The organism is Arthrobacter ruber, assembly GCF_002954225.1.
GTDB lineage: Bacteria > Actinomycetota > Actinomycetes > Actinomycetales > Micrococcaceae > Arthrobacter_D > Arthrobacter_D ruber.
In genome coordinates, this window is sequence record NZ_PPTH01000015.1 from 404,615 (window position 1) to 427,417 (window position 22,803).

20 protein-coding genes are annotated in these 22,803 nt (G+C 71.7%); 16 read left to right on the forward strand and 4 right to left on the reverse strand.

The window, feature by feature from the left end:
* The first annotated feature begins 287 nt into the window (after window positions 1-287).
* Complete coding sequence (locus CI785_RS08410) at window positions 288-1,265, forward strand: neutral zinc metallopeptidase (RefSeq protein ID WP_157940207.1); 978 nt, start codon at window positions 288-290, stop codon at window positions 1,263-1,265.
* 36 nt (window positions 1,266-1,301) lie between these two features.
* On the opposite strand, the gene CI785_RS08415 is transcribed toward CI785_RS08410, so the two are convergent.
* A complete protein-coding gene (locus CI785_RS08415) occupies window positions 1,302-2,267 on the reverse strand; it encodes a quinone oxidoreductase family protein (protein ID WP_105031607.1) in 966 nt (321 codons plus the stop codon).
* A 124-nt stretch (window positions 2,268-2,391) separates the two neighbouring features.
* Window positions 2,392-3,174, reverse strand: coding sequence for an SDR family NAD(P)-dependent oxidoreductase (locus CI785_RS08420; RefSeq protein WP_240615078.1), 783 nt, complete (start codon window positions 3,172-3,174; stop codon window positions 2,392-2,394).
* 55 nt (window positions 3,175-3,229) lie between these two features.
* On the opposite strand from CI785_RS08420, the gene argC reads away from it, so the two are divergent.
* The 11 genes from argC to CI785_RS08470 all read left to right on the forward strand — a co-directional run bounded on the left by argC (window position 3,230) and on the right by CI785_RS08470 (window position 15,475).
* Window positions 3,230-4,261 carry an N-acetyl-gamma-glutamyl-phosphate reductase gene (gene argC, locus CI785_RS08425; protein WP_105031609.1) on the forward strand — a complete coding sequence of 344 codons (1,032 nt, stop codon included), beginning with the start codon at window positions 3,230-3,232 and terminating at the stop codon, window positions 4,259-4,261.
* Window positions 4,258-5,427, forward strand: coding sequence for a bifunctional glutamate N-acetyltransferase/amino-acid acetyltransferase ArgJ (gene argJ / locus CI785_RS08430; protein WP_105031610.1), 1,170 nt, complete (start codon window positions 4,258-4,260; stop codon window positions 5,425-5,427). The genes argC and argJ overlap by 4 nt, the downstream gene beginning before the upstream one ends.
* An 11-nt stretch (window positions 5,428-5,438) precedes the next feature.
* Window positions 5,439-6,401, forward strand: coding sequence for an acetylglutamate kinase (gene argB, locus CI785_RS08435; RefSeq protein WP_105031611.1), 963 nt, complete (start codon window positions 5,439-5,441; stop codon window positions 6,399-6,401).
* Window positions 6,398-7,681, forward strand: coding sequence for an acetylornithine transaminase (locus CI785_RS08440; RefSeq protein ID WP_105031612.1), 1,284 nt, complete (start codon window positions 6,398-6,400; stop codon window positions 7,679-7,681). Before argB ends, CI785_RS08440 begins: the two co-directional genes overlap by 4 nt.
* On the forward strand, window positions 7,678-8,643 hold the full coding sequence (argF, locus tag CI785_RS08445; RefSeq protein ID WP_105031613.1) for an ornithine carbamoyltransferase: 966 nt from the start codon (window positions 7,678-7,680) through the stop codon (window positions 8,641-8,643). Before CI785_RS08440 ends, argF begins: the two co-directional genes overlap by 4 nt.
* Window positions 8,640-9,179, forward strand: coding sequence for an arginine repressor (locus CI785_RS08450; RefSeq protein WP_105031614.1), 540 nt, complete (start codon window positions 8,640-8,642; stop codon window positions 9,177-9,179). Before argF ends, CI785_RS08450 begins: the two co-directional genes overlap by 4 nt.
* Window positions 9,180-9,285: 106 nt before the next feature.
* On the forward strand, window positions 9,286-10,488 hold the full coding sequence (locus CI785_RS08455) for an argininosuccinate synthase (RefSeq protein WP_105031615.1): 1,203 nt from the start codon (window positions 9,286-9,288) through the stop codon (window positions 10,486-10,488).
* Between the two features lie 95 nt (window positions 10,489-10,583).
* A complete protein-coding gene (argH, locus tag CI785_RS08460; protein ID WP_240615079.1) occupies window positions 10,584-12,050 on the forward strand; it encodes an argininosuccinate lyase in 1,467 nt (488 codons plus the stop codon).
* Between the two features lie 168 nt (window positions 12,051-12,218).
* Window positions 12,219-13,211, forward strand: coding sequence for an FAD-dependent oxidoreductase (locus tag CI785_RS08465; RefSeq protein WP_105031617.1), 993 nt, complete (start codon window positions 12,219-12,221; stop codon window positions 13,209-13,211).
* An 82-nt stretch (window positions 13,212-13,293) separates the two neighbouring features.
* Entirely contained in the window at window positions 13,294-13,437 is a 144-nt protein-coding gene (locus CI785_RS17070) for a hypothetical protein (RefSeq protein ID WP_157940208.1), read from the forward strand.
* A gap of 118 nt (window positions 13,438-13,555) precedes the next feature.
* Window positions 13,556-15,475, forward strand: a complete 1,920-nt coding sequence (locus tag CI785_RS08470) for an ABC transporter ATP-binding protein (RefSeq protein WP_105031618.1) — start codon at window positions 13,556-13,558, stop codon at window positions 15,473-15,475.
* 31 nt (window positions 15,476-15,506) lie between these two features.
* On the opposite strand, the gene CI785_RS08475 is transcribed toward CI785_RS08470, so the two are convergent.
* Together CI785_RS08475 and CI785_RS08480 are read right to left on the reverse strand one after the other, a co-directional pair.
* Window positions 15,507-16,052: a methylated-DNA--[protein]-cysteine S-methyltransferase gene (locus CI785_RS08475; protein ID WP_105031619.1), complete on the reverse strand. Its 546-nt coding sequence runs from the start codon at window positions 16,050-16,052 to the stop codon at window positions 15,507-15,509.
* 43 nt (window positions 16,053-16,095) lie between these two features.
* On the reverse strand, window positions 16,096-17,643 hold the full coding sequence (locus tag CI785_RS08480; RefSeq protein ID WP_105031620.1) for a DNA-3-methyladenine glycosylase 2 family protein: 1,548 nt from the start codon (window positions 17,641-17,643) through the stop codon (window positions 16,096-16,098).
* 122 nt (window positions 17,644-17,765) lie between these two features.
* Between CI785_RS08480 and CI785_RS08485 the strand changes: the two genes are divergently transcribed.
* The 4 genes from CI785_RS08485 to tyrS all read left to right on the forward strand — a co-directional run bounded on the left by CI785_RS08485 (window position 17,766) and on the right by tyrS (window position 22,603).
* Window positions 17,766-18,380, forward strand: coding sequence for a DNA-3-methyladenine glycosylase (locus CI785_RS08485; RefSeq protein ID WP_105031621.1), 615 nt, complete (start codon window positions 17,766-17,768; stop codon window positions 18,378-18,380).
* 80 nt (window positions 18,381-18,460) lie between these two features.
* Window positions 18,461-18,964, forward strand: a complete 504-nt coding sequence (locus CI785_RS08490; RefSeq protein WP_105031680.1) for an adenine phosphoribosyltransferase — start codon at window positions 18,461-18,463, stop codon at window positions 18,962-18,964.
* A 51-nt stretch (window positions 18,965-19,015) separates the two neighbouring features.
* Window positions 19,016-21,268, forward strand: coding sequence for a HelD family protein (locus CI785_RS08495; RefSeq protein ID WP_105031622.1), 2,253 nt, complete (start codon window positions 19,016-19,018; stop codon window positions 21,266-21,268).
* A 12-nt stretch (window positions 21,269-21,280) separates the two neighbouring features.
* Window positions 21,281-22,603: a tyrosine--tRNA ligase gene (gene tyrS, locus CI785_RS08500; RefSeq protein ID WP_105031623.1), complete on the forward strand. Its 1,323-nt coding sequence runs from the start codon at window positions 21,281-21,283 to the stop codon at window positions 22,601-22,603.
* Window positions 22,604-22,803: the final 200 nt, after the last annotated feature.

The window sequence follows — 22,803 nt, forward strand, 5'->3', positions numbered from 1 at the left end:
CGGATCCCGGCGGGATCCGGAGAAATACAATGGTCGCCTCGACGGCTTCGGCCGCCGGAACGGCAACTTCGGACCTCGGCTCTCCTCTCCTGGCCTCTGCAGCATCGCGGGAGCCGCGGCGTCCCGGCAGGGCACGGCCCTGCCCCTCGACAACCTGCGGTGCGGGCACGATGGGGAGCCCTCCCGCACCGGTACGACCCGTCGGAAGCCGCGCCCATGTCCGGCACCCATCGGTTACTCCGTCGCCTGCCCGCCCTCTGCGTGGCGGTCCTCTGGCTGGCCACCTCATGTACCCCGCCGCCGGTCCGGACGAGCACTCCGGAGGCGCCTCCGCCGACGTCCCGGTCCTTCCCCGGCGGATCCGGACCGGTGGGGAGGACCGGATCCCCGGACGATGGGCCCCGTCCTCCCCGGGCCCTCCGACGTCGAGGGTCCAGCCGCCCGAGACCGGACCGGCGCCCGGCATCCACGGGTGCGACCCGCCGCCCGGCACGTCCTGCCTGCGCCAGATGGACCCGGCCCTGCAGGGAGGCGCTGCGCCCCCCAGCGGCATCCGGTACCCCGCGGCCACCGGCCAGGTACGCGCCTACCTCCTCGCCGTGCTCCGGGCGCTCGATGCGGCCTGGGTCGCCTGGTTCGAGGAGAACGGACTCGGGGAACCCGAGGTGTACTACACCCTCATCCCGCCGGGAAGGACCCACCCCTCGCACTGTGCGGCTCCCGGCAGTACGCACCGCCTCACGGTGGAGCACGACCACCCCAACGCCTACTACTGCCCCGCCGATCCGCACGATCCTGCCGACCCGGAAGGCCCCTCCGGCACGAGCGACTCCGACAACGGCATGATCATTTTGCCCCTGACGACACTCCTGCGCCTGTGGAGCGGCGACCGCTCCACGGGAGGTGACGGCGACCTCGCCGTGGCCCTGGTGCTCGCCCACGAATTCGGCCACCACATCCAGCACGAGCTCGCACTCCACTGGTTCGAGAAGTTCGCCGACCCGATCCCCGCATTCACCGGAGCCAACAGGGAGCTGATCGCCGACTGCCTCGCCGGTACATGGATGGCCGCGCAGTACGCGCCCCGGTATCTGGACGGGAGCGCCGTCGACAGGGCCTTCTCATCCGTGGCGGCGATGGGAGTGCCGCAGCTCGGAGCCGGTCACGGCACGGCGCGGGACAGGCGCGCGGCCTTCCTCCTCGGAACGTCCGGCGGCGGTTCCCGGACCGGACCCGAGGCCTGCCTCGAGGCGTACTGGAAGTGACCGCGCACCCTGCCCCACGAACCGGGCATCAGGGGATCAGGGGATCAGGAGCACCTTGCCGGTGGTCCGGCGCGCCTGCAGGTCCTCGTGCGCCCGGGCTGCGTCGGCCAGCGGGTACCGGGCGCCGATCCTCACGTCGAGCTGTCCCGAGGCGACCGCGCCGAACAGCTCCTCCGACCGCCAGCGCCGTTCCTCGGGGGACAGCAGGTAGTGCACGAGCGTCGGACGGGTGACGAACAGGGAGCCCCCGCTGTTCAGGCGCTGCGGGTCGAAGGGCGGTACCGCCCCGGACGCCGCGCCGTAGAGCACCAGCGTGCCCCGGACGCGGAGTGACCGCAGCGACTCGTCGAACGTCGCCGCGCCGACACCGTCGAACACCGCGTCCACGCCCGTCCCGTCTGTCAGGGTCCGTACCGCGTCGGCGAAGCCCTCGTAGCGCAGGACCTCGTCGGCGCCGGCACCGCGCGCCAGGTCCTCCTTCTCCGCGGTGGACACCGTGGTGATCACGCGCGCGCCCTTCGCCTTGAGCAGCTGGATCAGCAGCAGGCCCACGCCGCCGGCACCCGCGTGGACGAGGAGCGTGTGCTCGGCGCGCACGGGGAAGGTCGAGTTGATCAGGTAGTGGGCGGTCATCCCCTGGAGGGGGAGGGCGGCCGCTGTCTCGAGGTCGACGCCGTCGGGCACCGGCAGGGCGCGGTCCGCGTCCACGAGCGCGTACTCCGCGTAGGTGGCCTTGCCCTCGGCGAACGCGATCCGGTCACCCGGCTCGAATGCCGTGACGCCGTCGCCCAGCGCCTCCACGGTGCCGGCCGCTTCGGCCCCGGGCGTGAAGGGGTGCTCGACGGCGTAGGCACCGCTGCGCTGGTAGGTCTCGATGAAGTTGACGCCGGCGGCCGCGACCTTCACGAGGAGCTGGCCGGGTCCGGGTGCGGGGCGTCCGCTGGTCTCGAGCGTGAGGACCTCTGGTCCGCCGGACTGGCGGACGACGATAGCTGAGGGCATGGTGCTGATCCTTTCGGTGGCGTGTCCTCATGCTATTCCCGGTGTGCGTCCGTCCGAGGACCGCCCTGTGGTCGGCCGTCGCGGGGAGCGCGACCGGCCGGCGTCGGCCGCCCCTCCCGGGGACTCAGTGCACCCAGAAGCCGCCGTCGACGGCGAGCGACTGTCCCACGACGTAGGCCGACGCCGCGCCGGCCAGGAAGACGGCTGCTCCTGCGAAGTCCTCCGGCACACCGTTCCGCCCGATGAGCGTGCGTCTCGCCAGGGCCTCGACGGTGGCCGGGTTCGCACTGAGCCGCCTGTTCAGGGGAGTCCGCACGAACCCGGGCACCAGGACGTTCGCCGTGACAGCGTGCGGCGCCCAGGCCTCGGACTGCGATCGGGCCAGGCCCTGGATGCCCGCTTTCGACACCCCGTAGGCGCCGCTCGACGCGAAGGGACGGTGCGCCTGCTGGGAGCTGATGTGGATCAGCCGTCCGAAACCGCGGTCGGCCATCCCCGGTGCGAGGCGCCGGCCCAGGATGAAGGGCGCCTCGAGATTCACGCGCACGGTCACATCCCAGGTGGCCTCGTCGAGGTCGGGCAACGGCGGGCGGAGGTTGATGCCGGCCGAATTCACCAGGATGTCCACCCGGCCGGCGGTGTCGGCGAGCACATGAGCCCCCTCGCGCGTCGACAGGTCCGCGACGATGCCGGCACCGGAGCCCCCTGCTCCGTGTATCTCCTCGACGGCGGCATCGATCGCCGCGGCAGTCCGTGCAGCGACGAGCACATGTGCGCCCGCTCCCGCGAGCGCGAGGGCGAGGGCGAGGGCCTTGCCGATACCCGAGCTTCCTCCGGTCACGAGTGCCACGCGCCCGTCGAGACCGAACAGCTGCCGGAGGAAGACCGAGCGGTTCTCCGGAGCCACGGCGGCGTGCATAAGTATGTGATGGCATGCATGGAGTTGCTGTAGAGTGGGTCGTATGACGTTCACCGCAGCCGTATCCGGCGCCAGTGGCTACGCCGGAGGGGAACTCCTGCGCCTGCTCGCCAACCATCCGGACATCGAGATCGGGGCGATCACGGCCCACAGCAACGCCGGGTCGCTCCTCGGCGAGCTCCAGCCCCACCTGCACTCCCTGGCCGACCGCGTCCTCCAGGACACCACGCCGGAGGTGCTCGCCGGGCACGACGTCGTCTTCCTCGCCCTTCCGCACGGGGCCAGCGCCGGCATCGCCGCACAGCTCTCACCCGACACCCTCGTCATCGACGCCGGGGCCGACCACCGGCTGCACGACCCCGCCGCCTGGGAGAAGTTCTACGGCTCGTCCCACGCCGGTACCTGGCCGTACGGGTTGCCCGAACTCCCCGGCACCCGGGCGGACCTGGCGGGCGCGCGGCGCATCGCCGTCCCGGGCTGCTACCCCACGAGCGTGCTGCTCGCCCTCACGCCGGGCTTCGCGGCGGGGCTCCTCGAGCCCGACGACGTCGTCGTCGTCTCAGCGTCCGGTACCTCCGGTGCGGGTAAGGCCGCCAAGCCGAACCTGATCGGCTCCGAGGTCATGGGCGGCATGAGCCCCTACGGCGTGGGCGGCGGCCACCGCCACACGCCCGAGATGGAGCAGGGTCTCGGTCTCGCGGCCGGTGAGCCCGTCTCCCTGTCCTTCACCCCGACCCTCGCGCCCATGGCCCGCGGCATCCTGACGACGGCGACGGCGCGCGTGAAGCCCGGTGTCGGGTATGCACAGCTGCGCGAGGCGTGGGAGGCCGCCTACGTGGACGAGCCGTTCGTCCGCGTCCTGCCGGAGGGGCAGTGGCCTGCCACGAAGTCCGTCCTGGGATCGAACCACGCTGCGCTGCAGCTCGCCTTCGACGCCCACGCAGGCCGCGTGATCGTCAGCAGCGCCATCGACAACCTCACCAAGGGGACCGCCGGCGGCGCCGTGCAGTCCATGAACATCGCCCTCGGACTCGACGAGACCGCGGGCCTGACCATCCAGGGGATCGCACCGTGAGCATCACCTATCCGGGCGGGTTCCGGGCCGCCGGCGTCGCCGCGGGCCTCAAGACCACCGGCAAGCCCGACGTCGCCCTCGTCGTCAACGACGGCCCGCTGCACAACGCGGCAGCCGTGTTCACCTCGAACCGCGTGGCCGCGGCCCCCGTGCTCTGGTCACGGCAGGTGGTCACCGACGGGCGCGTCGACGCCGTCGTCCTGAACTCCGGCGGAGCGAACGCCTGCACCGGACCCGAGGGCTTCCAGAACACGCACCGGACGGCCGAGGTGACCGCCGACCTGCTCGGCGTCTCGGCCACCGACGTCTTCGTGTGCTCCACCGGGCTCATCGGGGAGCAGCTGCCCATGGACCGGCTCCTCGCCGGGGTGACCGACGCCGCCGGGGCCCTCGGCCGAGGCGGGGGGCCCGCCGCGGCCGAGGCGATCAGGACCACGGACACCGTGTCGAAGGAGGCGCGCTATCCGGCCACCGCCGACTCCGCGAGCGAGGGCTACGCCATCGGCGGCATGGCCAAGGGCGCCGGCATGCTCGCGCCGGGCCTCGCCACCATGCTCGTGGTCCTGACCACCGACGCCGCCCTGGACCCCGGGGCCCTCGACGCCGCCCTGCGGGAGGCCACGCGCGTGAGCTTCGACCGGACCGACGCGGACGGCTGCATGTCGACCAACGACACCGTGGTCCTGCTCGCCTCCGGCGCCGCGGGCATCGCCCCGGACCAAGCCCAGTTCACCGCGGCCCTCACGCAGGTGTGCCTCGACCTCGCCGCGCAGCTCATCCAGGACGCCGAGGGGGCGAGCCACACCATCGCGGTCACGACCGTGAACGCCGCCTCCGAGCGCGACGCCGAGGTGGTCAGCCGCGCCGTCGCCCGCTCCAACCTCTTCAAGACCGCGATCTTCGGCAACGACCCGAACTGGGGCCGGGTGCTCGCGGCCGTCGGCACCACCGACGCCGTGTTCGAGCCCGACCGGCTCAACGTCGCGATGAACGGCGTGCAGATCTGCCGGAACGGCGGGATCGGGGACCCCCGCGACCTCGTGGACCTCACCGCACGCGACGTCATCGTGGAGATCGACCTCGCCGCCGGGCCCGCGAGCGCCACGATCTGGACCAACGACCTCACGCACGAGTACGTGCACGAGAACTCCGCCTACTCGAGCTGACGGGAGACACGATGGACAGCACCACCGGCACGACGCCGTCGGCCTCCACCCTGAGGGCGCAGGACAAGGCGGCCACGCTCATGGAGGCACTGCCCTGGATCCAGCGGTTCGCGGGCACCACGATGGTCATCAAGTACGGTGGCAACGCCATGGTGGACGACGCCATGCGACGGGCTTTCGCCGACGACATCGTCTTCCTCCACCATGTCGGCGTCCGTCCCGTCGTCGTGCACGGCGGTGGGCCGCAGATCAACGCCATGCTCGGGAAGCTCGGCATCGAGTCCGAGTTCAAGGGTGGACTCCGCGTGACCACGCCCGAGGCGATGGACGTGGTGCGGATGGTCCTCACCGGGCAGGTGGGCCGCGAACTCGTGGGCCTGATCAACGCCCACGGGCCCTACGCCGTCGGGCTCTCGGGCGAGGACGGCGGCCTGCTCCGCGCCGTCCGCACCGGCACCGTCGTCGACGGCGAGCCCGTGGACCTCGGCCTGGTCGGCGAGGTGACCGCCGTGCACCCCGGCGCGATCCTCGACATCCTGCAGGCCGGGTGGATCCCGGTCATCTCCACCGTCGCCCCGGAGTACGACGCCGACGGGGAGGCCACGCAGCAGGTGCTCAACGTCAACGCCGACACCGCGGCCGCCGCGCTCGCCGCAGCGCTCGGTGCCTCCAAGCTCGTGATCCTGACCGACGTCGAGGGGCTGTACGCCGCCTGGCCGGACCGCACCTCCCTGATCTCCTCACTTGCCGCGTCGGAGCTCCGTGAGCTCCTGCCGAGCCTGGAGTCGGGGATGATCCCCAAGATGACCGCCTGCCTCCAGGCCGTCGAGGCCGGCGTCGAACGGGCACACATCGTGGACGGCCGACTGTCGCATTCGATGCTGCTCGAGGTCTTCACCACGGCGGGGATCGGCACGCAGATCGTCCCGGACCACCCCACGCAGGACACCGCACCCCAGGGAGCACGCCCGTGAACGAGATCGTCGCAGCAGCCACGGGCCGGAACGCCGCCGTCGCCCCGACGACGGACAGCGCCGAGGTCCTCGCCGGAGCAGGTTCGGGCGCCGACTGGCTCGCGCGCTACGGGGAGGCGCTGATGGGTGTCTTCGGGACACCGCAGCGCGTGCTCGTCCGCGGGTCGGGGTGCTACGTGTGGGATGCCGACGGCAACGAGTACCTCGACCTCCTCGGCGGGATCGCGGTCAATGCCCTGGGGCACGCGCACCCGTTCGTCACCTCGGTCGTCTCCAGCCAGCTCGCCACCCTCGGCCACATCTCGAACTTCTTCACGAGCCCCACACAGGTGGCGCTCGCCGAGAAGCTGCTGGGGCTCGCGCAGGCCCCCGCCGGTTCGCGCGTGTTCTTCACCAACTCCGGCGCCGAGGCCCTCGAGGCCGCCGTGAAGCTGGCGCGCCGCAACAGCACGCCGCAGCGGCACCGGATCCTCGCCCTCGACGGCGCCTTCCACGGCAGGACGATGGGAGCCCTCGCCCTCACCTCGAAGAAGGCCTACCGGGAGCCGTTCGAACCGCTCCCGGGCGGCGTCGAGCACGTGCCCTTCGACGACGTCGACGCCCTCAGGGCCGCCATGGACGAGACGGTGGCCGCCCTGGTCCTCGAACCCATCCAGGGTGAGGCCGGCGTGCGCCCGCTCTCGCCGGAGTACCTCAGCGCCGCCCGCGCGCTCACCCGCGAGCACGGTGCCCTGCTGATCCTCGACGAGGTGCAGACGGGGATCGCGCGGACGGGCCGCTGGTTCGCGCACCAGTGGGTCGACGGCGTCCTCCCGGACGCCATGACCCTCGCCAAGGGACTCGGGGGCGGGTTCCCGGTCGGTGCGCTCGTCACCTTCGGGGAGGACGCCTCGACGCTGATCTCCGCCGGCCAGCACGGCACCACCTTCGGCGGCAACCCGGTGGCGACGGCGGCAGGACTCGCCACGCTCCACGTGCTGGAGACGACCGGGGCGCTGCAGCACGTCTCCGACGTCGGCGCCTACCTGCGGGAGCACCTCTCCGGGCTGCAGGGCGTCACGGCCGTGCGGGGGGAGGGGCTGCTCATCGGGTTCGACCTCGACGGCGGGTACGCACCCGCCGCGGTCCAGGCGGCACTCACCGCAGGCTTCATCATCAATGCGACCGGTCCGGCCACCCTCCGCCTGGCGCCGCCGCTGATCCTCACCACCGGGCAGGCCGCTACCTTCCTGGAAGCCCTGCCCTCCATCCTGACGACCGCCCGGGAGGCAACAGCATGACCCGCCACTTCCTCGTCGACACGGACCTGACACCCGCCGAGCAGGCCGAGGTCCTCGACCTCGCCGCGGAGCTCAAGGCCAGCCCCTACTCCCACGCCCCCTACGCCGGCGAGGGTGCCGGTCGCAGGACCGTCGCCGTGATCTTCGACAAGACCTCCACCCGCACCCGGGTGTCCTTCGCCGCGGGCATCGCCGACCTCGGCGGGGTGCCGCTCATCATCGGGGCCGGCGACTCCCAGCTCGGGCACAAGGAGTCCATCACCGACACCGCGAAGGTGCTGGAGCGCATGGTCGCCACGATCGTCTGGCGCACCTACGCCCAGGCGGGCCTCGAGGAGATGGCCGCTGCCTCGAGCGTCCCGGTCATCAACGCCCTCTCGGACGACTACCACCCGTGCCAGCTGCTGGCGGACCTCCTCACCGTCCGCGAGCACAAGGGGACCCTCGCCGGCCTGACCATGACCTATCTGGGTGACAGCGCCAACAACATGGCCAACTCCTACCTCCTGGCCGGGACGACGGCCGGCATGCACGTGCGCATCGCAGGTCCCGCCGGCTACCTCCCCGACCCCGCGGTGGTGGCCGCGGCGGAGCAGCGGGCCGCCGAGACGGGGGGGTCGGTCCTCGTGACCACGGACCCCGCCGCCGCGCTCGCCGGCGCCGACGTCGTCGCCACGGACACGTGGGTGTCCATGGGCCAGGAGGACGAGAAGGCGGCACGGAAGGACCTCTTCCGCGCCTACGCCGTCGACGCCGCGGCCTTGGCCCTCGCCGCGCCCGACGCCGTCGTGCTCCACTGCCTGCCCGCCTACCGCGGGTACGAGATCAGCGCAGACGTGATCGACGGGCCCCAGTCGATCGTCTGGGACGAGGCGGAGAACCGGCTCCACGCCCAGAAGGCACTCATGACCTGGCTCGTCGCGGCGTCGGGAACGCCGGGCACGGCCGAAGGACCGTCGTGACCGTCCAGCGCGATTCCGCCCGCCCCACCACGAAGACCGCCCGTCATGCCCGGATCACCGACCTGCTGACGGCCCGATCGGTGCGCTCGCAGGTCGAGCTCGCGGCGCTGCTCGCCGCCGACGGCGTGCAGGTGAACCAGGGGACGCTCTCGCGGGACCTCGTGGAGCTCGGCGTCGTCCGCGTCCGCGGGGCCGACGGCGCCCTGATCTACGCGGTCCCGGTCGAGGGGGGAGGGCGTCACGTCCAGAGCGCCGTCTCCCAGGAGATCCTCGACGCCCGCCTCGCGAAGCTCTGCAACGAGCTGCTCGTGACGGCCGAGTCCTCGGGCAACATCGTCATCCTGCGGACGCCGCCGGGCGCGGCGAACTTCCTCGCCCTGGCCATCGACCACTCGGTGATGCCGACGATCCTCGGGACCATCGCCGGGGACGACACCGTGATGCTCGTGAGTCGGGACGCCGACGGCGGTGCCGCCGTCGCCGAACGTTTCCTCGGACTCGCGCAGGAGCCGCAGGGACCCGCCGAACCCACCTGACGCCTGCGCGGCGGTGTTCGACCTGCGCCGGACGGCCGCGCCATGAAAACCTGAACACCCACAGACCCCACGGGCGCCCGCCCGGACCATCGAAGGAGCATTTCCCGTGACTGAACGCATCGTCCTCGCCTACTCGGGCGGACTCGACACCTCCGTCGCCATCGGCTGGATCGCCGAAGCCACCGGAGCCGAGGTGATCGCCGTGGCCGTCGACGTCGGACAGGGCGGCGAGTCGCTCGAGACCATCCGCCAGCGTGCCCTCGGCTGCGGCGCTGTCGAGGCGTACGTCGCCGACGCCCGCGAGGAGTTCGCCACCGAGTACTGCATGCCGGCCCTGAAGGCGAACGCCCTCTACATGGACGCGTACCCGCTCGTCTCGGCGCTGTCGCGCCCCGTCATCGTCAAGCACCTCGTCGCCGCGGCGCGCGAGTTCGGCGCCACGACCGTGTCCCACGGCTGCACCGGCAAGGGCAACGACCAGGTGCGCTTCGAGGTGGGCATCCAGACCCTCGGCCCCGACCTGAAGTGCATCGCCCCGGTGCGCGACCTCGCCCTGACCCGCGACAAGGCCATCGCCTTCGCCGAGGAGAAGGGCCTGCCCATCGAGACCACGAAGAAGAACCCGTTCTCCATCGACCAGAACGTGTGGGGCCGGGCCGTCGAGACGGGCTTCCTCGAGGACATCTGGAACGGTCCCACCAAGGACGTCTACGACTACACGGCGTCGCCCGAGTTCCCGCCCGCCGCGGACGAGGTCACCATCTCCTTCAGGGAGGGCATCCCCGTGGCGATCGACGGTCACGCCGTCACCCCGCTGCAGGCCATCGAGGAGCTCAACCGCCGCGCGGGTGCCCAGGGCATCGGCCGCATCGACATCGTCGAGGACCGCCTCGTGGGCATCAAGAGCCGCGAGATCTACGAGGCCCCCGGCGCCATGGCCCTCATCGCCGCCCACCGCGAACTCGAGAACGTGACCATCGAGCGCGAGCAGGCCCGCTTCAAGAAGACCGTCGACCAGCGCTGGACCGAGCTGGTCTACGACGGCCAGTGGTTCTCCCCGCTGAAGCGCTCGCTCGACACCTTCGTAGACGACACGCAGAAGTACGTCACCGGCGACATCCGCATGGACCTCCACGGTGGCCGCGCGACGGTCACGGGCCGCCGCTCCGACGTCGCGCTCTACGACTTCAACCTCGCCACCTACGACTCCGGCGACACCTTCGACCAGTCGATGGCCCGCGGCTTCATCGAGATCTTCGGCCTGTCCTCCAAGGTGGCCTCGAGCCGGGACCAGCGGGCGGGCGCCTGATGGTCCCAGCGAACGACGAAGCAGTAGGGGGGCGTTCGGTGGGCCCACGTGCGCAGGGGTCCCCGGCCGAGCGGAGCGAGGTAGGGGAGCGTTCGGTGGGCCCACGTGCGCAGGGGTCCCCGGCCGAGCGGAGCGAGGTAGGGGAGCGTTCGGGGACGAATGAGGGCTCGCTGTGGGGCGGCCGCTTCGCCGGCGGCCCCGCCGACGCCCTCGCGGCCCTCAGCAAGTCCACACACTTCGACTGGCGGCTGGCCACCTACGACATCGAGGGCTCCCGAGCCCACGCCCGCGTGCTCCGCCGGGCCGGCCTGCTCGACGACACCGAGCTGGCCGGGATGATCGACGCCCTGGACCGCCTCGACGCCGACGTGCGATCGGGGGCCTACCTGCCCGCGGAGAGCGACGAGGACGTGCACGGATCCCTCGAGCGCGGCCTCATCGAGCGCGCCGGTCCGGCGCTGGGCGGGAGACTGAGGGCCGGACGCTCCCGCAACGACCAGGTGGCGACGCTCGGGCGCATGTACCTGCGGGACCACGCGAGGATCATCGCCCGCGGCGTCCTCGCGACGATCGGCGCGCTCGTCGACCAGGCGGAGGCACACCTCGAGGTGCCGATGCCCGGGCGGACCCACCTGCAGCACGCGCAGCCCGTCCTGCTCAGCCACCACCTGCTGGCCCATGCCTGGGCGCTGCTGCGCGACGTGCAGCGGCTGCAGGACTGGGACCGGCGCGCCGGTGTCTCGCCCTACGGGTCCGGCGCGCTGGCCGGCTCGTCGCTGGGCCTCGACCCCGAGGCGGTGGCCGCGGATCTCGGTTTCTTCTCCGCGACCCACAACTCGATCGACGGCACCGCTTCGCGTGACGTCTACGCGGAGTTCGCCTGGGTGACGGCCATGATCGGCGTCGACCTGTCCCGCGTGAGCGAGGAGATCATCCTCTGGGCCACGAAGGAGTTCTCCTTCGTCACGCTCGACGACGCCTTCTCCACGGGCTCCTCGATCATGCCGCAGAAGAAGAACCCGGACGTCGCCGAACTCGCCCGCGGCAAGGCCGGCCGGCTGATCGGGGACCTGACGGGTCTGCTCGCGACGCTCAAGGGTCTGCCGCTCGCCTACAACCGCGATCTCCAGGAGGACAAGGAGCCGGTGTTCGACGCCGTCGACACCCTCGAGGTCCTCCTGCCCGCGGTCTCCGGCATGATCGCGACGCTCGTCTTCGACACCGGACGGATGGCGGCGCTGGCACCCCAGGGATTCGCCCTGGCCACCGACATCGCCGAGTGGCTCGTCCGGCAGGGTGTCCCGTTCCGCGAGGCCCACGAGCTCTCCGGTGCTGCGGTCCGCGTCGCCGAACAGCGCGGCGTGGAGCTGTGGGACCTGACGGACGAGGAGTTCGCAGGGATCTCCGCGCACCTCACGCCCGCGGTCCGCGAGGTCCTGACCGTCGAGGGGTCCCTGGCCAGCCGCGACGCGCAGGGCGGCACCGCCCCGACCGCCGTGAGGCGTCAGCTCGCCGCCCTGCGCGCCGAGCTCGACGGCGTCGCGGGGTACGCCACGGACTGATACCGATCGGTGTGCGGCTCCTTCCGGGGCCGCGCACCGATCGGTCCGACGCGACGAGTCGTCGCCGACCGGCCGCGAGGGCCACCGCTGACGACGGGGAGTCCGAGGCATGGATCCGGAGCGCGTGCCGGGTCCGGGCACACTCCCGGTCGGTGGTACCGTCGCGGCATGGCGAGGGCGACGGTCGTGGGTGCGGGGATCGCGGGGCTCACCGCCGCGCTCGGGCTGCACCGTGCGGGATGGTCGGTGACGGTCCTGGAGCAGGAGCCGGAGGTACGCACCTCCGGGACGGCGGTCCTGCTGCACCGGGCGACAGTGCGGGGGCTCGGATCCCTCGGCATCGGCCCCGGTCTCGAGGCCCTGGCCGTCCCGCTCACAGGCCTTCAACTCCGTACGCGCAGAGCTCGGCCCATCTCCCCTTCCCGGGCCCCATCCGGCTCCGTGCTGATCGAGCGATCGGACCTCGTCGGCCTGCTCCGCGACTCGCTGCCGGAGAACGCACTCGTCCTCGGTCGCCCTCTGGCGGGAGGCGACCTCCCCGGTGCGCGGGCGGAGGCCGCCCTGGTCGTCGGAGCCGACGGTCTCCACAGCACCCTGCGTCACGCCTTGTTCGGTCCTGCCTACTCCGCAACAGCAGTCGGCACCACCGTGTGGCGCGGGACGGCGGCCGTGACGACGTCGGGCCTGACCGAATACTGGGGCCAGCGACGCCGCTTCGGTATCAGTAGCAGGCCGGGCGGGGGGACGAACTGGTACGCGACGGCAACGGTGGTGCCTGCCGGGCGGGCGTCGCCGCAGCCACACCTCGACGAGCTTCGGAGGCTGTTCGGGCACTGGGACGGGGCGGTGGGCGCCACGATTGCCCGCATCGATGAGGAAAGCATCCTGCGGCATGCAATCCAGCACCTGGCGCGGAGGCTGCCGCGGTACCACCTGGGAAACACGGCGCTCATCGGGGATGCCGCCCATGCCATGACACCGGACCTCGGGCGCGGCGCGAACGAGGCGATCCTCGACGCGCTGTCCCTCGTGGGCGAGCTCCAAGCGCACGACCACGTGGATCGCGCTCTGGCCGCCTACGACAGGTCCCGGCGCCCGACCACGCAGCGGACCGCGACCGGATCGGCCGTCCTTCACACCCTCATCCATCGCGCGCGGTAGGCCGGTCACGGACCTGCACCCCGAGGATCCGGAGAACCCCACGGGGACGAGGAACGAGGCCACCGTCCGTAGGATGTCGTGCATGACATCCGACGAGGAGAAGGACCCTCCCGTACCCGCCTTCCTCGAGGGCATCTCACTGAAGCGGGTCCACGACGGGCAGGGTACGGAGAACCACGACAGCGGTGACACCACGTCCCCGCAGGCGGAGAAACCGGACAGCTGATCGTCTACCCCGCCCGGGCGCCGGCCGCTGGACGCCACCCCGAACCAGGATGCAGGACCCCGCTACGCCCGCCGCGAAGTCCTTTGACAGGCCGCGGTGCCCGGCGCAGTGTGTGTGCATGCAGCCCACCGATCAGCGCGCCACGCTCAGGGAATTCTTCCCCTACCTGCGGGGACACGTCCGCGTGCTCGTGCTGGTCGCCGTCGTCTCCCTGATCTCCACGGGACTCGCGATCGCCCAGCCGCTCATGGTCCAGCAGCTGGTCAACGCCGTGTCGGCGAGCCGGCCGGCCACGACGTTCGTCTGGCTGCTCGTCGCCGTCACCCTGGCCGGTGCCGTGGTGGCGGCTGCCCAGGCCTATCTCCTCCAGAGGACCGCCGAGTCCGTGGTGCTCAGCGTCCGGCGGTCGCTGGTGGGGCAGTTGCTGGCCCTGCCGATCCGTGAGTTCGACCGGCGTCGCGTCGGCGATCTCATCTCCCGCGTCGGCTCGGACACCACCCTGATGCGCAGCGTCATCACGTCCGGCCTGTTCGAGATCGTGTCCTCCGTCCTCATGTTCTGCGCGGCCGTCGTCCTGATGCTGCTGATCGATCCGTTGCTGTTCGGGATCACGCTGTCCGCCGTGCTGCTGGGTGCGGGCGGCGTCCTGTTCCTCGGCCGCATCATCCGCAAGCGGAGCCGCGACGTGCAGGACGCGGTGGGTTCGATGACCGCAGCCGTCGAACGGGGACTGTCGGGCATCCGGACCATCAAGGCCTCCGTCGCCGAGCAGCGCGAAGCCGCGGTCATCGATGTCGAGGCCACCCGCGCCTACCGGGCCGGGATCGCCATGGCGCGCCTCCAGGCGGCCGTGCAGCCGATCATGACGATCTGCATCCAGGGTGCCTTCATCGTGGTGCTCACGGTGGGTGGCATCAGGGTCGCGGCGGGGGAGCTGCTCCTCGGTGACCTCATCGCGTTCATCCTGTACCTGTTCCTGCTCGTCGTACCCATCGGGGAGGCCATGAGCGCCTTCGTGCAGATCCAGTCCGGGCTCGCGGCGCTGGACCGCATCCAGGAGATCGCCCGGCTCGACCCCGAGCGCTCGGACGAGGCGGAGATCCTCACGGCCGGCCCCTCCACCGGGGCCGCCGCGTCGGGTCCGTCGTCCCCGACGGCGGCACGGGCGGTCCCCAGCGGAACGATCGAACTCCGGGACGTGAGTTTCAGGTACGCCGTGGCGGAGGAGGCGCCCCGTGGCGCCGCACCGGTCACGACCGACGAGCCCACCGACGAGGCGCGCGATCAGCAGGGACGGACCGCATCACCGGATGCGGCAGGGGACCAGGGCCTGTTCGAGGGCGACAGCCCGCTGGTCCTGGACGGCGTCAGTTTCACCGTCGCCGCGGGCAGCAGGACGGCGCTCGTCGGGCCGTCGGGCGCCGGCAAGTCCACCGTGCTGGCCCTGCTCGAGCGGTTCTACGAACCGACGGGCGGCAGCATCACGCTCGACGGCACGCCGTTGCCGCAGCTGCCGCGGTCCGGGATCCGCGCACGCATCGGTCTCGTGGAGCAGGAGGCGCCCGTGCTCAGCGGGACCCTCGCGGACAATCTCCGGCTGGCAGCACCCGAGGCGACCGACGACCAGCTCCGGCGGGTGCTCGCCGCCGTCGGACTCGACGACCTCGGGGAACGCTCGGACGACGGCCTGGACCTCAACCTAGGTGAGGACGGTATCCGGCTCTCCGGTGGCCAGCGGCAGCGCCTGGCCTGGGCGCGCGTGATCCTCGCCGATCGTCCGCTGCTCCTGATGGACGAGCCGACGTCGGCCGTCGACTCCCGGACCGAGCAGCTCCTCCAGCAGACGCTGGGGGAGGCCTCGCGTGATCGCACGGTGGTGGTCGTCGCCCACCGCCTCTCGACGATCGCCGACTTCGACCAGATCGTGGTTCTCGACCGCGGCCGGGTCGCGGCGATCGGCACGCACGAGGAGCTCCTGGGCAGCAACGACCTCTACCGCGACATGGCTGCCCGCCAGCGGCTCGTCGCCCACGCCTGAGGTCAGGCCCGGCCGTCCCTGGACGGAAGGGTCAGGGGCTGACCGGGCGGCCCGCTTCGCGGTCGAGCAGCCGCTGCTTGACGGACAGTCCCCAGCGGAACCCGCCGAGCTTGCCGTCCGTCCTGATGATCCTGTGGCAGGGGACGAAGAGGGCGGCGGCGTTCCTGGCGCACGCAGCGGCGGCGGCACGGACCGCGGCGGGATTGCCTGCCCGCTCGGCGTACTGGCGATAGGTGACGGGCGCACCCGGTTGCACCGTGCGCAGGACCTCCCACGCGTGCACCCGGAAGGGGCCCGAGGCCTGCTGCACCCGCACCGACGCGACGGCGTCGAAGTCGCCGTCGTAGTAGCGGGACACGGCATCGAGGATCGGCTGGAGGGAGGAGGCGCCGGGATCGAAGCGGTGGCCGCGGATGCTCGGATGGATCTGCCCCGTGAGCTCGGAGGCGGAATCCGTCCACCCCGAGGACAGCACGGCGCCTTCGGCCTCGATCACGGTGAAGGCCCCGTCCGGCGTGTCGATGGTGGTGGTGGTGGCGCCGTGCAGCGTCGCCGGCGAGGTCGGTGTTGCGGTCATGGCGGTCGATCCCTTCGATGGTCACAGGGTACGGGGTGCCGGGTCAGGCGACGATGTCAGGCAGTTCCTCGCCGGTTCGCCGGCGGGCGCCCGGTGCAGCGCCCCTCCAGAGGTGCAGGGTCGCGTACGAGCGCCAGGGACGGACGGCGGCCACCGCCTCGTCGAGCGAAGCGCCCGGCGGTCCGCCGCGGGCGCCCGGCGGGCCGGCACCGCGTGTCACGAGGTATCGCCAGCCGCTGCGGACGGCGGCATCGGTGGGCAGATGGACGTCGGGGTGGCCGAGGACGCGCATGGTGACGTAGTCCGCCGTCCACGGACCCACTCCGGGAAGCCGCAGCAGGTCGCCCCGCAACGCCTCGGGGCTGGAGCCCACGCCGATCTCGAGGGTGCCGGAGGCCAGCTGCCGTGCAGCCTCCCGCAGGGCGTCGTCGCGCCGTCGCGGTCCGGGCAGCAGCGGCCCGGGCGCGTCCGCGAGATGCGCTACGGCCGGGAACATCCTGGAGAGGCCGGTGCCAGGAGCATCGATCGCCGGGCCGGCCTGCGCGAGGGTTCCCAGCGCCCTGGTCGCGGCGGCGACGGTCACCTGCTGACCGGCGATCGCCCGGACGAGCGTCTCGGCGGGGTCGACCGAGCCGGGGAGCCGCATGCCGGGCACGGCGGTGGCCGCCCTGGCGAGGAACGCGTTCCGCGCCAGGGAGGCATCGATGGCCACCGGATCGGCGTCGAGATCGAACAGCCGCCGGATGCGGCTCAGCAGCGCCGGGAGGTCGGCGAGTCCTGCGACCGAGACCGTCACGGGCAGGGCGCCCTGCCCCGTGCCGCGCGACTCGGCGATGCCCGCCCTGAACCAGGCCGGACCGGCGGGCAGGTCCACGAGCCGCTCGTAGCCGGCGGGTGTCGCCCGTTCGACCCCGTCGACCGCCCGCGCCGCGAGGAAGCCGAAGATGCCGTTGTCGTAGGGCAGCCGCGTGGGCAGGAACAGGGAGATCCGGAGGGGGCCGCCGGGGGACCCGTCGGCGACGCCGTCGCGCTGCTGTCGCGACGCGTCCCGCAGCTGCCTCGGCGTGAGGTCGAAGACCTGCTGCACCGTGTCGTTGAACTGGCGGACGCTGCCGAAACCGGCGGCGAAGGCCACGTCCGCGACCCGCAGGGTCGAGGCGGTGAGCAGGGTCCGGGCCGTCTGGGCGCGGTGCGCGCGGGCCAGCGCGAGCGCACCCGCGCCCAGTTCGTCCCGAAGGATGCGGTTGAGGTGGCGGGTCGAGTAGCCGAGCCGGGCCGCGAGGCCGGCCACCCCCGACCGGTCCACCTCGCCGTCGGCGATGAGCCGCATGGCACGGGCAGCGGCGTCGCTGCGGAGGTTCCACTCCGGGTCTCCCGGGACGGCCTCGGGCAGGCACCTCTTGCAGGCGCGGTAACCGGCCTCGTGCGCGGCGGCCGACGTCCGGTAGAAGGTGACATTGGAGGGTTTCGGGGTGCGTGCGGGGCAGGATGGCCGGCAGTAGATGCCCGTGCTCGAGACGGCGGTGACGAACTGACCGTCGAAGCGCACGTCACGGGCGTCGATCGCCCGGTACTGCTGCCAGAAGTCCATGGCTCCATCCTTCCACCCGGCACGGGCGGCAACTGGCGGGTTTCGGACATCGCTGCGGGACGTCGTCCAGGCGGTCTTGCTACGGTCGATGGGTGGCGGATCGAAGCGTAACGGCAGGGGACATGCGGGACCAGCTGGGCGGCAGTGCCCTCGACGTCGCACCCCGGCTCCTCGGAGCCCACCTGAGCCACAGGGACGACGACGGCGAGGTCACCGTACGCATCTCCGAGGTGGAGGCGTACCTCGGCCCCGACGACCCCGGCTCGCATGCGTTCCGTGGGAGGACCGCGCGGAACGCGACCATGTTCGGCCCGGCGGGTCACCTCTACGTCTACTTCACCTACGGCATGCACTACTGCGCCAACATCGTGTGCGGGACCGACGGGTGGGCCACGGGTGTGCTGCTGCGCGCGGGGGAGATCGTCGGGGGCACGGCGATCGCCAGTGCTCGGCGCAACCATCCCGCGTCGGAACTGGACCTCGCCCGGGGGCCGGCGCGGCTCGCGCAGGCGCTGGGTCTCGACCGTCGGTGCGACGGCGCCGACGTCCTCGGGGAGCCCTTCCGCCTCGTGCTGCCGGATGCTGCGCCGGCGGTGATCGGCCGCGGGCCGCGCGTCGGTGTGAGCGGTGTCGGCGGGACAGCGGAGTACCCGTGGCGCTTCTGGCTGCCGGGGGATCCGACGGTCTCGCGCTACCGTCCCGGCAAGCCCCCCGCAGCCCGTAGTGTTGATGCGTGACAATCAGCGGAGCGGACGCCGGCGGTACCCCGGCCACAGCAGCAGGACCATCCCGGCTCGCGGCGCGCGCCACGGACGCCATCGACCGGCTGTGCGCCGTCGTCCCCGACTTCCCGTCCCCGGGCATCATGTTCCGTGACCTCACCCCCGTCTTCTCCGACGCCGAGGCCTTCCGGGCCGTCGTCGACGCCGTCTCCGAACCCTTCGCCGGATCGTTCGACGCCGTGGCCGGCGTCGAGGCCCGCGGCTTCCTCCTCGCCGCCGCCGTCGCCTACGCGACCGGTACCGGCGTCGTCACCGTGCGTAAGGCGGGCAAGCTGCCCCGCGCCGTCTACAGCGAGTCCTACGACCTCGAGTACGGGCAGGCGACGCTCGAGATCCACCAGGCCGACCTGCCCGAGGGCGCGCGGGTCCTGGTGCTCGACGACGTCCTCGCCACGGGTGGAACGCTCGTCGCGGCATGCGCGTTGCTCGAAAAGGCGGGAGCCGTCGTCGTCGGCGCCGGGGTGGTGCTCGAGCTCGGCGGTCTGGAAGGCCGGACGAGCCTGGCGGGCCGGAGGGTCCACACACTGAAGACCGTGTGATCCGCGGCGCGCTAGAATTGACGGTCCGTCTTTGAAGGAAGGTAGTGTCCGATGCACGAGACGTCCCACGCCAAGGCGGAGCTGGACCACGAGCGCCGCTACGTCGACGGCCTGTACCGCCGTCTCGACGAACTCCGTGCCGAGAAGGTCCAGCAGCTCGCCGAGGTCCGGCGCACGCAGGCGGCCGGGTCGCATCAGAACCGCTCCGAGCGGGATGCCTTCGCCACGATGTACGAGGACCGTCTGGCCCAGCTGAACGCCGTCGACGACCGGCTCGTCTTCGGGCGCCTGGACCTCGACAGCGGCGACGAGCGGTACATCGGCCGCATCGGACTCTCCGACGACGACCTCCGGCAGCTCATGGTGGACTGGCGCGCCCCCGAGGCGGGCACGTTCTACCAGGCCACGGCCTTCGAACGCATGGGCGTCCGCCGACGCCGCCACCTCATCCTGTCCCGGCGCGACGTCGTCGCCATCGAGGACGACGTCCTCGACGCGGACCTGCTCGGCGACGACGACTCCCTGCAGGGCGAGGGCGCCCTGCTCGCCGCCCTGAACACACGGCGTACCGGCCAGATGTCGGACATCGTCGGCACCATCCAGGCCGAGCAGGACCGCATCATCCGCGCCCCGCTCCCCGGGGTCACCGTGGTCCAGGGCGGACCGGGCACCGGCAAGACGGCCGTGGCCCTCCACCGTGCCGCCTACCTGCTCTACACCCACCGGGAGCGGCTGAAGTCCGCCGGCGTGCTGCTGGTCGGGCCGACCGACGCCTTCATGAAGTACATCGAGCGCGTGCTGCCGTCCCTCGGGGAGACCGGCGTGGTCATGGCCGGCATCGGCACGCTGATGCCCGGTGTGTCCACGGTGCAGGAGACCAGCGAGGAGGCCGCAGCACTCAAGGGCCGGCTGGAGATGGCGCAGGTCATCCGGAACGCCGTCGCCAACCGGGAGCGGGTACCCGCCGAGAACAAGCGGCTCAATGTCGAGGGAACCCTGTTGACGCTCGCGCCCCGCCAGGTGGCGCGCGCCCGTGAGCGCGCCCGTGCCACCGGCAAGCCCCACAACGAGGCACGCGTCACCTTCGTCAAGATCCTCCTGCGGGAGCTCACCGAGCAGCTGCTGGACAAGCTCGAGGAATCATCGGGCGGAGGCAACAACGCCGACCGGTCCTACCTCGCCGAGGACGTCCGCAGTTCCCGGGACGTGAGGATCGCGCTGAACCTCGCCTGGATGCCCCTCACGCCCCAGAAGCTCGTCTCGGAACTGTTCGCGCGGCCCGAGCTGCTGCGGGCGGCGGCCCCCGATCTGACCGATGACGAACTCGCCGTGCTCGCCCGGCCCGCCGATGCTCCGTGGACCGAGGCGGACGTGCCCCTGCTGGACGAGGCCGCCGAACTGCTCGGTGAGCTCGACGCGTCGGCCGGCAGGGACAGCTCCGCGCGCGAACAGGAGCAGAAGCGGGACCTCGCCAATGCCGAGCGGGCCCTCGAGAACGTCAACGCCTCGCTGGAGGACGCGGGCGTGAACGGTGTCCTCACGGCCGAGGAGCTCGCCCAGCACAACGCGGTGTCCACCACCCGCCTGTCCGCGGCCGAGCGCGCGTCCGGCGACCGCACGTGGGCGTACGGGCACATCGTCGTCGACGAGGCGCAGGAGCTCTCGGCGATGCAGTGGCGCCTGCTGATGCGACGCTGTCCCGTGAAGTCGTTCACCATCGTGGGCGACATCGCGCAGACGAGCTCCGCGGCCGGCTCGAGGTCCTGGCAGCAGGCGCTCGAGCCGTTCGTGGGTGAGCGCTGGCAGCTGGAGGAGCTGACGGTCAACTACCGCACGCCCTCGCAGATCGCCGAGGCCGCGGTGCGCATGGCGAACGCCGCAGGGCTCGTCGTCTCCGCGCCCAAGGCCGTGCGCGAGGGCCGCTTCCCGCCCGTCCTCGATACCGTCCGGGAGCTCGTACCGTCCCTCGTGCGCGCGATGCCCGAGGAGCTCGCGGCGATCGACGGCGGCCTGCTCGCCGTCATCGCCCCCGAGCACCTCGTGCCGGAGGTCCGCGCGGCACTGGTTCCCGTGTACGGCAGCCGCGTGGGCTCCGGTGCGGGCGGTCCGGGCCAGGACATCGTGGTGATCGGACCCCGGGAGTCGAAGGGACTGGAGTTCGACGGCGTCGTCATCCTCGAACCGCACGAGATGCTCGATTCCGCGACGGCGCGCGTCGGTGATCTCTACGTCGCCATGACGCGCCCCACCCAGCGGCTCCGCGTCATCTCGACGGGCCGGATTCCTGCGGGTATCGCCGACTGATAATTTGGAGGGGTGTCCCAGCAAACAGATACCCCGGTCAGTGGCCTCCGAGGCCAGCGCAACGATCCCTCGTTCGGCAACGTCTATGACGAGCTGGTGTGGCGTGGGCTGATCCACGTGTCCACCGATGAGGGTGAGCTGAGGGAGCTGCTGGCGGGTGCTCCGATCACGTTCTACTGCGGGTTCGACCCGACGGCGCCCAGCCTGCACCTGGGCAACCTCGTCCAGCTCCTCCTGATGCGCCGGCTGCAGCTCGCCGGGCACCGGCCCCTGGGGCTGGTGGGCGGATCCACCGGTCTCGTCGGCGATCCGCGGCCGACGGCCGAGCGCACCATGAACACCAAGGAGACCGTCGCCGAATGGGTGGCGTCCCTCCAGGGGCAGGTGCAGAGGTTCCTCGACTTCGAAGGGGACGGCGCCGCCCGAATGGTGAACAACCTCGACTGGACCGGTCCGATGAGTGTCATCGACTTCCTGCGCGATGTCGGCAAGTACTTCCGCGTGGGCACCATGGTCAAGAAGGAGACCGTCGCCAAGCGCCTGAACTCCGACGAGGGCATCAGCTACACCGAGTTCAGCTACCAGATCCTGCAGGGCATGGACTACCTGCAGTTGTTCCGTGACTACGGCTGTGTCCTGCAGACCGGCGGCTCGGACCAGTGGGGGAACCTCACCAGCGGCACGGACCTGGTGCGCAAGGTCGAGGGCACAGGGGTCCATGCGATCGGTACGCCACTGATCACGAACTCGGACGGCACGAAGTTCGGCAAGAGCGAGGGCAACGCGATCTGGCTCGACGCCGCGATGACGAGCCCGTACGCCATGTTCCAGTTCTGGCTGAACACCTCGGACGCCGATGTCGCCGAGCGCCTGCGCATCTTCACCTTCCGTAGCCGGGAGGAGATCGAGGAGCTCGAGCGCGCGACGGCGGAACGGCCCCACGAGCGGGCGGCGCAGCGCGCACTGGCCTACGACGTCACCTCCCTCGTGCACGGGGTCGACGCGACCGAGAAGGTCATCGCCGCGTCGGCCGCCCTCTTCGGTCAGGGCGACCTCGGAGCACTCGACCTCCCGACCCTCCAGGCAGCGACGGCGGAACTGTCGTCGGTCGCGGTTCCGAGGGACGGGCTGGGGATCGTCGACCTGCTGGTCGCATCGGGCCTGTCCGCCAGCAACTCCGCAGCGCGCCGGACGGTCGCGGAGGGCGGGGCCTACGTCAACAACGCGAAGATCGCCGACGCGGACCACGCCGTCGCCGTCGATGATCTGCTCCACGGCCGCTACCTCCTGATCCGCCGTGGCAAGCGCAACCTCGCGATGGTCGACGTCGGCTGAGGACCTCCTGCCCGGCGACGACGGGAGCCGGCACACCCCCGAGCGGGTGTGTCGGCTCCCGTCGTCCATGCCCCACACCGCCCTGTGGGGAAGGGCCCCGAGCCGATTTGGTTCTCGTGGTGGGGTGCTCGTATAGTTATGGAGTTGCCCCGGTGTGGGTGACAATCCCCCCTTGATGAAGATTCGAGTTCTTCGGTCGC

Excerpts from the sequence above, each read along its gene's own strand:
- CI785_RS08470 (WP_105031618.1), top strand. The coding sequence starts at position 13,556 with ATGCAGCCCACCGATCAGCGCGCCACGCTCAGGGAATTCTTCCCCTAC.
- argB (WP_105031611.1), top strand. The coding sequence starts at position 5,439 with ATGGACAGCACCACCGGCACGACGCCGTCGGCCTCCACCCTGAGGGCG.
- argF (WP_105031613.1), top strand. The coding sequence starts at position 7,678 with ATGACCCGCCACTTCCTCGTCGACACGGACCTGACACCCGCCGAGCAG.
- CI785_RS17070 (WP_157940208.1), top strand. The coding sequence starts at position 13,294 with ATGACATCCGACGAGGAGAAGGACCCTCCCGTACCCGCCTTCCTCGAG.
- CI785_RS08475 (WP_105031619.1), bottom strand. The coding sequence starts at position 16,052 with ATGACCGCAACACCGACCTCGCCGGCGACGCTGCACGGCGCCACCACC.
- argC (WP_105031609.1), top strand. The coding sequence starts at position 3,230 with ATGACGTTCACCGCAGCCGTATCCGGCGCCAGTGGCTACGCCGGAGGG.
- CI785_RS08480 (WP_105031620.1), bottom strand. The coding sequence starts at position 17,643 with ATGGACTTCTGGCAGCAGTACCGGGCGATCGACGCCCGTGACGTGCGC.
- CI785_RS08465 (WP_105031617.1), top strand. The coding sequence starts at position 12,219 with ATGGCGAGGGCGACGGTCGTGGGTGCGGGGATCGCGGGGCTCACCGCC.
- CI785_RS08415 (WP_105031607.1), bottom strand. The coding sequence starts at position 2,267 with ATGCCCTCAGCTATCGTCGTCCGCCAGTCCGGCGGACCAGAGGTCCTC.
- CI785_RS08495 (WP_105031622.1), top strand. The coding sequence starts at position 19,016 with ATGCACGAGACGTCCCACGCCAAGGCGGAGCTGGACCACGAGCGCCGC.
- CI785_RS08485 (WP_105031621.1), top strand. The coding sequence starts at position 17,766 with ATGCGGGACCAGCTGGGCGGCAGTGCCCTCGACGTCGCACCCCGGCTC.
- CI785_RS08410 (WP_157940207.1), top strand. The coding sequence starts at position 288 with ATGTACCCCGCCGCCGGTCCGGACGAGCACTCCGGAGGCGCCTCCGCC.